The organism is Ruminococcus flavefaciens ATCC 19208, from assembly GCF_000518765.1.
GTDB classification, from domain to species: Bacteria; Bacillota; Clostridia; order Oscillospirales; family Ruminococcaceae; genus Ruminococcus; species Ruminococcus flavefaciens.
This window is the reverse complement of record NZ_KI912494.1, coordinates 1-13,411: the sequence shown is the minus strand read 5'-3', so window position 1 is coordinate 13,411 and position 13,411 is coordinate 1. Positions and strand designations below refer to the sequence as shown.

Genomic DNA, 13,411 nt, shown 5'->3' with positions numbered 1-13,411 from the left:
TGCTCCCCCTATTCCTGTTTCAACTCGGCAGCAACGTTCATTTTTCTAAGCGAAAGAATCGGTATCAGCACGGTCATTACAACCGATACCGACATAACTGCGATAAACGCCGCAAGTTTCGTTATTTCATAGCTGATCGGGATATTCATGTCAAAACTGCTCAGCATTTTCGTGATGAACAGTACGACTATATGTCCTGCGCACACGAAGATCAATATCGGAAGGATCACGGTCAGCATAGTTTCTATGAGCAGCATTTTTGAGAGCTGACTTATACTCATTCCCTGTGAACGCAGTACAGCAAGCTCATGCCTGCGCTGGGTAACCCCTATCATCTGCTCGCCCGAAACTGATACTACCGCAAGCAGTATCCCCATGACCGCAAGTATATTCAGCAATCCCGTGATGCTTTTTGAATCCTCGTCCGAAGCGGCATAGTATTCCTCCACCGACCGAAATTCTGCGCCGTTGTCGATAAGCTGTCTGTGTATCTGTTCGGCGTTGCCCTTTGCAAGCAGAGTTGACGGATAATCATGATACACGCTTTTGTAGGTGTCAAGGCTTACGACCGCCGCATTGCACCGCTGATCGAAATAGATGCTGTCGATGCCCGATACCGCCGTCAGGGTCAGAGTTTCGGGACGAATGGTATTGCTTTTCAGCGTGAGAGTAACCTTATCGCCCTCATTGATACCGAGCCGCTTCATCATCAGCTTGTCAAACGCAATTTCATTTTCAGCGGGATTTTCAGGCAGATCACGAATTCCTGAAAACATCTCGAAGCCGTCGTATCCGAAGATATTGACATTTGCATTTCTGCCGTTTATCTGCATTGTTTCCTCAGTGTTGTAGATGAACTCTCTGCTGTCTGCGGTGATAGTATTATAGCGTTCCGAACGTTCGGAAAGTTCACGGATAATAACATCGCAGTCGTAATTTCTCACCGAATACAGCTTATCCACCGAGCACGACAGGATGTAGAGAGAGGAAGCAAGAAGCATGACCGCCGTACAGATGATCGTTCCCGTGACGGCTGTTTTTTTAGTTCCAGACTGTATCAAAGCAAACCTTAGTACTGGCATACTGCCGCCGTTTGTGCGCATTGCCGCAAATTCCGATACAACAGACAGCAGCTTCGGAACAATAAGGCACAGACCGATGACAAAAGCCGCAAGACCAGCGATACAAGCGATGAATCCTGTCTGAGAAAAACAAAATATCAGCGCACAGATCACAAGCATCGCTCCAACTATTGCCAAACTATTCTTCGGACGGCATATACTGTCCTTGTCGCCGAAAATAATGTCCCTTATTGGAGTTTTAGATGTGCGTATAACAGTCGCAAGAGATACCGTACAGCTTATCGCCGCAGAGAGCAGAAGCCCTGACGGCGGTATGTAAAACGGAACGAAAACGCTACCGCCAAGTCCGTTCACAGAAGGGAGCATATTTCCCACAAGCATATCCTTCAGAGCATAAAACAGCACAGTTCCAAGAATGCCTCCCAGCAGTCCGTATACTGCACATTCCGCAAGCAGCGTCAGCGCCGCAGTCTTTTTTTCTGCACCGATACTCCGAAGCGTTCCTATTACAGACAGCCGTTCTGCGGCGATATTCTTTGTAAACGCCGTAATGATGAACAGTATCATCAGAAATGTCACAATGAACAGCATGAAAAAAGTCCTTGTCAGACTTCCGATCATATCCTCTGTTTCGGCTGTTCCCGTAAGCTGCTGAACAATGAATTCGGGGTATGTTTCAGAAAGCTGTTCTGCAATTTCAGAGTTCATGCCGTCGGGTGCGTCAAGATAGATCATCGTCGCTTTTATTTCGGATTCGGAAAGAAAGTTTCTCGCCGTGTTCTCAGTAACGATCACCGTCTGTGGCATAATGGAAAGCAAGCCCTTGTTAAGAATAATCTCAGAAACCGTTAGCGTGAACTCAGTCATATCCGCACAGGGCAGCGTCATTGTATCTCCGACTTCATAGCCGTAACGCTGAGCCACCGAGTAGCTGATGACCGCTTCACCGTCTTTCGGTGCGGTACATTCTGAAATAATACCGAAGTCCAGTGCCTTTGCTGTATCAATTCCGAGGACTTTGATGTTTTTCTTCTGAAGGTATTTGTAATTGTTGATATCATGTATCTGAAAATACGAGCCTGCAAGCAGAACAGGCAGGCTGTCACAGCTGTCGGGAAGAGCAGGGAGTTCCTCAAATCCCCTGCTGCTGTTCAGTACAATGTCAGCTCTGCCGTTTCCGCTTCGTACCTGTTCCTCAACAGCTACCTTTGAAGAAACGCTGATCGTCAGGCACAGTGAAAATGTCAGTGACACTGCTGCAAGACACAGTACGATAACAGCCGTCCGAAGGGGCTTTACCGTGATATTACATAGTATCATTTTCAAAATAAAGCGCATATCACCACACCCTTACACGTTTTTCCGGCGGCACATACATACCGTCCGTTTCCGTTATACCATAGACTTCATAGAATTTGTCAATACACGAAAGCACGGCATTTACCCTTATCTCCGCTGGGCTGTGAACGTCCTCTGCGATGTGCTCTGCCGTATCGGTATCGAAGCTGAGCGTTGCCCAGATATTCGCATAGCTTTTAAAGATACGTTTCAGGTCGTCTGAGGTGTCAGTCATGGAGACTATAACCTGCATGCCACCGAGGTCTGCTGCGTTTTCAACTTTTGTACGTTCACCATCGATATAGAACGTCCCCATGACCTGCCTGCTGCCGAAATATGCTGCGATCTCATCGGACAGTCTATTCGTATTGTTGCTGCCCTTACGTTCGGGACGGTAATTTCCATACTCATCGTAAATGATACCCTCCGCATCGAAATCGTGGCCTATCTCATGAGCGATGACTGAACCCAGTCCGCCAAGATTTGTGTAATAATCCGCATTGACATCAAAGTACGGTTCGTTAAACAATGCCATGGGAATTGTAATACTGTTGCTTTTTGGACGGCAGACAGCGTTGACCGTCTGCGGCGGCATATACCAGTCGGTCGGCTGAGGACTCTTATCAAGCTTTGAAAAGTTATCTTTTACTGCCGCACTTTTTATACTTACAGCGCTTTCAAGCAGACTCCCTGAAACAGTAGAGCTGCTGTGATATTCTTCATAAGGACAGCCGATATTTACGGTCAAATGGTTAATTTTCGCAAGACATTCCACACGTTCATTTTCGGACAATACCTCCGACGTTTCGATGACCTTTCTGTATGCTGCGATAATATCCTCTGTCATCTGTCTGACAGCTGCGTTTATCTGAGCATCAAGATATTTTTGAGCATAGATATTTCCGACCTCGTCCGAAAGCAGCTTTTTCACAACGCTCTTAGCTTTTTCTTCGTCGGAGCTTTTGTCCGAGCTCAAGAACTCGGAAATACTCGGCGGAAGATAGTCCTTGTATTCGCATATCAGTACACATTCCGCAAGCACTTTCCAAAACGCGAGATTCTCATCGGTCAGCAAAGAGCATATTTTATCGAGTTGTTCCGTGTCATACACGATCACATCGCGTCTGCCAAGCCCCAGCGTTTCGATATAAGACGCGATCAGAGGATCAAGCTCACCGGGCTTTCGGATATTGTGCATTTCCTCCATTGTCTTAACGTTGAGGTCGGCAGTGCTTTTTGCAATATCCAGCAGCATCGTGACCGTATCGTAAGCGAGGGTATCGGCATCATCTGTTCCGACAGCTTCAAGGAGCTCTGTCATCTGCCGCTGCAACTCATCTGCGCTGTCCCTGCCGTTCAGAAGCTCATCGGTCGAATAAAAAAGCTCCATTTGTCCAAGACATAAGCTGTATCTGCTGCTGTCAAAATGATCCTGCGATACATACACCGCAGGCAGCACAGCTACTCCGTATTCAGTATAAAGCATACCGCAGGCACGAACAATTTCAGCTGCCGTCTTTGCACCTTCAATCGACGCAAGGCCCTTTTCAAGCGGTTCAATACCGACTTTTTCTCTTTTTTCGTCATCATGAAACTGCTCATACAGGTCGTGTATTTTCTGTTCATCGCTGCCTTTCCTATAACCTTCGCCCCTGGCTATTGTCAGTATTTCATCGGAAAGAATAACTTCGATTTTTTTGTTTACAAGCTGTCCCGCGCTTAATTCGTTCATATTGGCAGGTATTTTGCCGCCGTACAGAAGATCAAAATTCATATACCCGTAAAAATCGTCCTCAAGGCGTATCCCTGCGCTTTCACGTGTATAGACAGTATTGTCAATGGGCTTTGGTTCGTTCTGCACGATCTTGGCAGAACAGCCCGTCAACAGCAGTACCGATGCAAGCATTACAGAAACATATCTGCGCATAGAATCACCTTACCCCTGTGCGATATACAAGTGCCAGCCGTCGGTCGTCAGCGGAACAGTGACCTTGCCATTTACTGTTTTTTCACCGTTATAGATCACCGAGCCGTACAGCTTTCGGAACTTGCCGCCCGTGCTGTGATACACGAACTCCACAGTTTCGCCGTCAGAGATGATCGCATCGTGATCTTCCTCCATGATAACATAAATGGCTTCTATAAATGCACGGTACTCATCTGTATCCTCATACTCGACACCGTCATACTGTTTCCCTGCCATCGGGATATCTTTGATCTCAGTGGTGATATCCTTCTTTATGAGATAGTACGCAACATCCTCGTAAGCCTGACGATGGGCTTCAAAGTCCTGTGTAAGAGTTTCCTGTGAGATCGTTTCGGGGCGAAGCAGGAAAAACCAAGCCATTCCGCCCACAAAAGCCAGAACGATCAATGCAATAAGAAATTTTTTCACATGTACCGATCCTTTCGTTTTTTCTGATTATAGCACAGAAAAACGAGGCATTGTGAATAATGTGGTGAAATATACTCTTTTTGTGGTGAAATGACGAAAGTCCCTTTTTAAAATGGACTTTCTGTTATATTCTTCTATTCTTGAATGATACGATTGCAAGCCCTGATGAAACTATACCTGCTGAAGCAAAAACTTCACCGCATGGAGGGAGTTCAGAACGCCAGACAGGAAATGAACAGAACAAAGGATAATCACTATGATGCTTCCGGCTGTGGCTCACTCCGATGAGCCGCTAATTTTTGCCCTTATTGACTTGATGGAATAAAAAAATTATGATATAATGATATGGTACAAAATGAGAATCAGACCAAAGGAGAATACAATGCTCGAAACAAGAAGACTGAATATCTACGCTTCATCGCAGGATATCATGGAACATTTCATTGAAGCGCAGACTGTCGATGTACTGAAGATGGCATACACAGAAATGCTGAATGGATGTCTGAGTAATCCCGATCAATGGGAATGGTATGCGATCTGGATGATCGAACTGAAAAACGGCACACACATCGGCGAACTCTGCTTCAAGGGACTTTCAGCAAACGGTGTTGCTGAAATTGGATACGGTATCTCAGAAGAATATCAGAATAACGGTTATGCGACCGAAGCAGTCAAAGCAGTATTGGAATGGGCATTTGCGCATCCAAAGGTCGCCGCAGTTGAAGCAGAGACCGATTCAGAAAATACTGCGTCAAAAAGAGTGCTTGAGAAATGTGGATTTGCTCTAAATGGAGTTATCGGTGAAGAAGGACCGCGCTGGTCAATCTCCAAGCACTGAATACTTAGTGGCAAAACTCGGCAAATCACGTAGGTTTAAGGCTATATTTAAGGTTATGTTTGTGTACCACGGCAACCCAATCAACAGAAGTGCTTATTTGTGAATATATCGTCATTTCGAGCGATGAATAAAGTGATTTTTCCACGTTTGCATTGACCCGGACTTGCACATGTTTTTCAACAGCTTTTTCATTTTTTAAGGGAACAACATCATTATTTTACCATGTAATTCAACATAATCTTATATCATATCACCGATATAATGTAAATACATAAAACAGAACCGCCACATGGCGGTTCTGTTAGTTAAAGCTTTATTTTGTATATTTCATGGTCCTCGGACCACAATCCTACGTTGACGGATTTTCAGCAGTTTCTCATGGTTTGATAGAATCCTGTTTGGCACCTGTTTTTCAAGGAGAAAAGCTGATTTGACGCTTATTGCCTTTACAAAAAAATCTTAAAACCGTAGGAAGTGTAGGAAAATAATAAAAGTAGTATAACTCTTTACTTTCTGATTTCTTCCAAACGTGATCAGTTCAAACATAGTATATTATATGTTAACTTTTCATTTTTGAACTATTAAGAAAAAATTTATTCTTCTTGTTATCATAATTTGGTATTATCAAAAAGGAAGCGCCTACAAGGATAAGCAATATTGCACCAAAAATAAATGCTAAATTAATCATTGAATTATTGCCTGTCTGCGGGAGTTCATCATAATTATTTGAAGAATTGCCGCTATTAGTTTCTGTTGTAGATGTTGAACCCGTTGTAACAGTTGTACTTGTCGTTGATGAAGTTTTTGATGTTGTTGAAGTAGACGATGTAGTTGTAGCAGATGTTGTCGTTGAAGTAGTAGTTGTTGTAGTTGTAGTTGTTGTAGCTGTAGTTGTTACAATTGATGAAATAGAACCATTTCCGCTAAGATCGTAATTGTAACCGCTGAAATCCTTTACATCACCCTTTGCGATAAGCTTGCAGCCATCGTTAACAGTGATCTTGGTTTCAGGTATTATTACAAGCATGATATCCTCAGGAACCGTTACATCTTCGACTATATTTATATTGCCGAAAACATAGAGTTTCATATCCTTCTCATCATAGTTTTTATAATCGGCAACAGCGCCTCTTATATCGTTATAGCATTCACCGTTGCTGAGCATAGCCACTGCTTCTTCAGGAAGGTATGAGCAGTCTAAAAGCTCACCGCAGGTTTCACAGAAACAAGCAGAAGTTGCTCCGTTTCCGTCTGAAGGCGGAGCGATTATCACATTCTCTCCCTTGCATTCATGCTCGTCAACAACCACAACAGGGATATTGAAGCTTTCTTTGCCATCGTCTGATACAGCACCTATCGTTGCTCTTATATTAGCCTTTTTAGGTGTTATCTTTATTAATGCGTCACTGGTAAATATCATATCTCCGTTTTCAGCAACAGTATATTCGCCGTCGATCACATCAATGTCGAAATCCTCATATGCAGATCTGTCAGGAGCTTTTACATTTGAAGCAGGCGCATACTGTATTGTACCGTCAGCTCTGACAATAAAGAATGTAACTTTTGCGCTTCCTTCAGGCTTATATAATCGATAATATAAATCGTTTCCTAAATCAAGAGCATTACCAATTGAGCCCTTGTCCATAATTGATGTTAGAAATTTTACAAAAGGATACAGATCTTTATCTATTTCCGTTCCGTTTTTAATAACATCGTTCATAAATATGCAGATATTATTGAGATCAGAATAAGATTCCAATCCGGGCTCACTCAATGAAAAAGCCAATAAGCTTTTTGCAACTTCCTCAAGCATACTTTTTGTATACTTACTTTTCAGATCATCTGCAACATCAATTATTTCAACTTCATATGGGATAGTTGTTGTAGAATTATGCAGTGTTGCAACACTCACATGCTTCAATATATGTCCTGGCACAATTCCTTCAAGTGTTGCTCTTCCAATAGTTGATATCAAATTAATAGCAAGAAGATATTGATTTTTCTTTGAAGATGACAAAAGTATTGCAAGATCAGAAGCTGCTTTTGCATCCTGTATCTCCTTTTCAATAACTGATTTCCATACATCATGAATAGCTACGGTGACAACCACCTTTTCGCCCGGGTCAAGCTGACCGACGCTATAGCTCATATCATTATAGAATTCTTTATTAAGTGTTTTGGTAGGTTCGGCAGATATAAGCTCATCACCTATATATTTTCTCTTCTGCACTGATTGTATGTAACCGTTTATTCTTTGCTCTATATTGTATATTGGCTTATTTGATACATTCTCAAAGCTTATTGTAACAGGATAATCCTCATCAAAGAATGAATATCTCGGAAGTGATATCTTCATTTTCAAAGCATCACCTGCGTATACGTGCAGTGTGTTCTGTGACTTAAAATCATATGTAAATTCTTCGCCGCGGTTTTTGCCCTTGAAATCAGCTGTAAGGTCATAATCTCCTGCTTTATCTCCGCGTACATACCAGTGTACTGTATATGCGTCACCTGCGTTAAGCTTAGCGATCGACTGAGTTTTTGGACAGTTCATCAAAGTAAGACCGTCAAGTACGTTAAGTGTAGCAGAACAATTTGTAAGTGCTTCCTTCTCAGTATCCTTATTTATCACGATAAGCTGTACATCATAGAACTCCTTGAGCCATTTGCACTCACCTGTGATGATCATATACATTTCTTCATGCTCTGTTTCCCTGTAATCAATTACCTGTACAGGTTCATCATCTATAGTTATTGTCGGTGCAGGAAGATATTCTTCTTGATTATCTCCTTGCTGTTCTTCTTGTTCATCTCTATTTAAATAACCATATTTTACGGGAACAACAGCACCATCTTCAGCACACGTTGCACTGTATTTTTTTATATTGATATTTCGCTTAGCCTCAAAAGTAAGTTTTACCGAATACTCAAAAACATGGTAATTAGATTTATTATTAAGATTGATTCCGGCTTTTACGATATCATCCATGCTCATTTCCTTAACTGTCATCTCCCCCTGTATATCGAGTCTGCGCGGCTCAGGAGGAACAGGCTGTGTCATTGTAGCTGTCACAGTTGAAGTGCTTGTTGAAGTAGATGTGCTTGTTGTCGATGTCGATGTACTGCTTGTTGAAGAAGTAGTGCTTGACGAAGTCGATGTGCTGGTTGTAGTTGAAGTAGTTGTTATGTCAGTAAATGCTGCAGAAGTTGTTATTGAAGTTGCTTGTTGAAGGCTTTGCGGTTCTTCATATTCGCATATAAATGGGTTGAAGTTAAAACGCGTATCATCAAACCAATAGCAATATTTGAATCGTGATATGTCTAAATCTCCTGATACATCATATATTCCTAATACATCATCAAGTGGTCCATGTATTTCATCTTCTCTCCAGTTTGTATATGTCATAGGTTCTCCTGTTACCCATTCCCATTCATACTTATTACGGAAGGCACCTATCCAGTAATTTCCGGCAGCTTTATTATCTGCTTTTATAAGAGATGCTATCATCGCCTGCTCTCTTTGTGAAGTTATAGCAGCAAGATGCCCACCTTTGCTCTCACAGTATTCTTTAGCTGTATCCCAGTTCATTCCTGTATTTATGATTTCATATTTTGCAGGATCTGGGTAATTGATCCATTGCAGTTCTTTATTATACGGTAATTTTTCAAATCTTTTCGATAGATATTGAAGTATTATCTCTGCATCATGTAAAGTAATATTGCCGTCAAGATTGACATCAGCAGCTACAGGATCAGATATTGGATATGTTTCACTGTCTATGACATAGTTTTCAATTAAAACCGCATCATGGATCGAAAGCATTCCGTCTTGATCAGCATCACCATATATTATATTTGATGCTTCATTAGAAACAGAAGTATTATCAGCTGCTACAGCATTGACAGGTAATATAGCCGAAGCTTGAACAAAAGCTAATGAAGAAGCAACCATGAATGACAGTGCTTTTTTACTTAATGAAATTTTAAGTTTTTTACGCATTTAAAATTTTCCTTTCTGTTTTTGTTTTTAAAAGTTATGTTTTCGATATCGCAGATAATGTGAATTACAGCAATTGCTGATGAGTATGTCTTTAAGTTTGTCCATTTTTAATATCCTTTCAAATAATATAAAGCCTAAAAAGTCATGTTTGTATAGAATACACTATCTTTCCTAAAAAGTCAATCAGTATTATTTGCAGATTTGTTTAAAAATTTATTCCATCAATAATTGCGTTTTGTTAACATGACTAATTCAAATAAATATATCGGATACACCTTATGATCTATAATTGGCCTTAAATCTCCCATAGATATTGTAACATATTTCGTACATTATTTATTTTTGAAAATCTTTCAGCAAAGACTTTGCAATAATTCGTTATTTTACCTTTTTGAAATGGCAAAACTTTTATCCGAAAGTGATCTCATGAATTTCTATCAGACATATTTACCGAAAGATCAGCATTTATCCTATCGCGTTACATATTCCCTGCTGTGCTTGCGAGACGTCTTTATGCTCAGTATTTTATAAGACATATGATTATACATATATCACCGGCAGAAAAAATATCGCCAAATATGGCTACAGTACATTTTTACCTATTTTGCCACGAATAACAATTGTTGCAGCGTCAATGTTTTGTGTCTAAAAATGCAAAAATTCGTCTAAATCAACATTGACATTTTGTATATTTTGTAATATAATATATAAATGGTATATATTACCAAAAATTATTTTGAGGAGGAATGTAGAAACATGCTAAAACGACTAAAAAGGATCATTGCAGGAACTATAAGTGCAGTAATGTGTACTTCAACTGTCATGCCCCATGCAGCATTATCCCATGCAGGTTGCGAAGCACAGACAGCCACGGAAAAAACAAGACCTATATCAAGCGATTATGACATCAAATCGACCAATTCGCTTGGAACCTTTTTCAAACACGCGGCTGCCGAAGAAGAAGTACAGAATCCACTTGCAGAAAATGCCTGCAACTCTCAGTTCCAGATCACATCTCTGGAATTTGACATTGAAACCGGAACAGTACGTATAGCATCTACCCAGCAGACAGAAGCAAAGATCGTAGTTTCATTCATCAATGATGAAACTTCGGAAAACGTACTAAGCGTTGAAACATCTGTTTCAGCAGGCGAACTTGTCAACAGCGAGCTCAAAACTGATGCATCAAAGCTTCCCCGGTATTATCTCGTTAAGGCTCAGCTTTTTGATCCGCTGAACCGCCCCGTTGGCAAACCATATACCCTTAGCAGATACAGCAAGGAATATCAAGAAATACTTGCCACGGACATCAATGACTTCGATCAGGAACAGGTAGTTAATCTCGACGAAGATGAAACCACTAACTTCCTCGTTCTCAATGAAGACACAGTCATAGCAGAAAGCTCAGAGGAACAGAATACTCTTGTCTCTGCCGACTATGACAATAATGTTTTCGTATTTGACAATGCTGATGAGAGCGTTGCTTCTCTCGAAAAGGGTGAATACCTCTATATACAGCCTGATGAAGATAATATCATAGCTGTAAGCGTTGAAAAGATCGAAAAGGACGGCGATACAGTAACTGTATCGGGTAATGATGATATCGAAGATATGTTTGATTTCATCAAGATAGAAAGTGACGGCAATATGAGCAAGGCTCAGATCGACACTTCTGCCGCAGATGAAGGCGTATCTTTCCCGAATGTAGATGAAAACGGTGACGTTGTCGTAAATGATGACGGCTCATTTGATTTTGAGTATGTTGCACCTCAGCATGATCTCAAATTCGATTACTGTGCAAGCAAGACATTCAGTCTTGACTCGATATTTGACCCTCAGACCGAGGATACCACACCGCACGATCCGTATGAGGATTTTAGTGTTAAAAATGCGGATAAGATCTCAGGTACAGTAACGATCTCCGTTAACTTCAATTTCTTCAAGAAGTTCGGAACAACAAAGATCGAGCTTACAGTAAAGGTAACACCTACATTTACTGTTACCAGAGGTTTTTCGGGCAGCGGTTATTCTGAACCAACATCGTCAAAGGTTCAGTCTCTCGGAGCAACAATTGCAAAGATCGTTATACCGACTTCTATCCCGGGTACTTTAATACAAATTTCTCCGCGTGTTTTCGTGGAATTCTCGGGCAAGATCACATTTACCGTAAAATGGGACAATATAAGAGGATTTAAATATGAAGACGGAGAAGTTACGCCGATATCTTCGATCTTAGATGAAAAGACTTTCAGTGTAAGTCTGAAGATCACAGGCGAGATCTACGCAGGTCTTGAGCTGAAGCTGTATCTTGAAGTTGCAAATGAAAACATTGCAGCTCTCGGCTTCGACATCAAAGCTGGCTTAAGGATCAGAGCCGAAGCGGATCTCGGCGCGATGTTTGAGCAATACATTAAGAACATGGACGAACCGCCCGATAATGTTATTATAAACGACAGCGAGACAAAATCCTATTACCACGCCTGCAAATTCTGTATACAAGCAAAAACAGACTTTGTAATAAAGGTCAACCTGGACGTATGTGTTCTCAGGCAGAAAAAGAGCTGGAATCTTTTTGATCTCTCAATAAATCTTCCTTTCTTTAACGCATATTTCTCGTCGGAAAAAGGCTTTGGCTGGGGCGACTGTTACTATAACAGATTCAGGACCACATTCAACGTTATAAGCAGTTCGGACGGCGGCTATATCCCCGGAGCTGTAGTCAAGCTCGATGACAAGGAGCGTACTGTCGGCGGAAGCGGCAATGCTGTATTCTATTGTCTGCCGGGTAATTATAGTTACACTGTAAAATATGGCGACACAACTCTTGAAAGCGGTTATGTGAATGTAGATAACCGTCATATTGAAAAAACGATAGAAGCTGATATTACAGTTGATCCTGAAGGCAATCCTGACGGCGGTTATAAGCCCGGAAGATCACGTACAGCAACAGGTGCAGTAGTTACACAGCCTGTAACAACACAACCTGCGTTTGTACCTCAGACTCTTCCTGCTCCTTCCTTTACAAAGGACGAGATAATTGCCGAAACAGGAGAACTTGGTGAACATATTTCATATATGCTCTATCCCGACGGATACCTCTATGCCTGCGGATATGGCGATATGTATGATTTCAGTTCATCACCTTTCAGAGATCCTTCAATTATCAAGTATGCGGTCATTGAAAACGCAGGTGACGAAAAGAACGGCGGAGTGATCACAAGCATAGGCGACAATGTATTTATAAATTGCAGCAATATGGAGTCTGTAAATTTACCGCAGACCATCAAGCGCATCGGTAAGAGTGCTTTCAGGAACTGTTCTTCATTCTCTACCGTATCATATGATGTATATGATTATGAAAAGGAGAAAGTTGTAGAAGTAAGATATCCCGAAGGTCAGCTCGTAATGCCTGAGGCTGTTACATCTGTAGATGAATATGCATTTGCTAACTGTGCTTCTATCACGGATATCGTTATACCTGCAACTATCAGTGAACTCAGTTCATATGTGTTCTCAGGCACTGGCATTTCAGAGCTGACCGTTCCTGATACCATAACCAAGATAAAGGATTATGTATTCAGCGATTGTACTTCACTTAAAAAAATCGTTATCAGTGAAGGTACTGAAAGTATAGGATATCATATATTCAGCGGCTGCTCGGCTATTGAAGATATAACTGTACCGTACATCGGACATTCTCTCGCAGAAGCAAACGAGGAAGGAAGCTCACAGCAGTTCTCTGACTTCTTCCTCAACGG

6 protein-coding genes are annotated in these 13,411 nt (G+C 41.4%); 2 read left to right on the top strand and 4 right to left on the bottom strand.

Annotated features, from left to right (window positions below; all coding sequences use genetic code 11):
- Nucleotides 1-8: 8 nt before the first annotated feature.
- From L870_RS0115705 to L870_RS0115695, 3 genes are read right to left on the bottom strand one after another with little or no spacing between them, the layout of a single operon-like run.
- Complete coding sequence (locus tag L870_RS0115705; protein ID WP_028518949.1) at nucleotides 9-2,420, bottom strand: ABC transporter permease; 2,412 nt, start codon at nucleotides 2,418-2,420, stop codon at nucleotides 9-11.
- A gap of 1 nt (nucleotide 2,421) precedes the next feature.
- Nucleotides 2,422-4,347, bottom strand: a complete 1,926-nt coding sequence (locus L870_RS0115700; RefSeq protein WP_028518948.1) for a M13 family metallopeptidase — start codon at nucleotides 4,345-4,347, stop codon at nucleotides 2,422-2,424.
- Nucleotides 4,348-4,356: 9 nt separating this feature from the next.
- Entirely contained in the window at nucleotides 4,357-4,815 is a 459-nt protein-coding gene (locus tag L870_RS0115695; protein ID WP_028518947.1) for a hypothetical protein, read from the bottom strand.
- Between the two features lie 382 nt (nucleotides 4,816-5,197).
- Between L870_RS0115695 and L870_RS18100 the strand changes: the two genes are divergently transcribed.
- Nucleotides 5,198-5,653, top strand: coding sequence for a GNAT family N-acetyltransferase (locus L870_RS18100; protein WP_028518946.1), 456 nt, complete (start codon nucleotides 5,198-5,200; stop codon nucleotides 5,651-5,653).
- 559 nt (nucleotides 5,654-6,212) lie between these two features.
- Here the strand turns inward: L870_RS18100 and L870_RS0115685 are convergent.
- Entirely contained in the window at nucleotides 6,213-9,653 is a 3,441-nt protein-coding gene (locus L870_RS0115685; protein ID WP_028518945.1) for a lectin-like protein, read from the bottom strand.
- A 756-nt stretch (nucleotides 9,654-10,409) separates the two neighbouring features.
- Between L870_RS0115685 and L870_RS18095 the strand changes: the two genes are divergently transcribed.
- Nucleotides 10,410-13,411 (top strand): leucine-rich repeat domain-containing protein (locus tag L870_RS18095; RefSeq protein WP_037272792.1); only part of this gene is annotated, 3,002 nt, incomplete at its 3' end.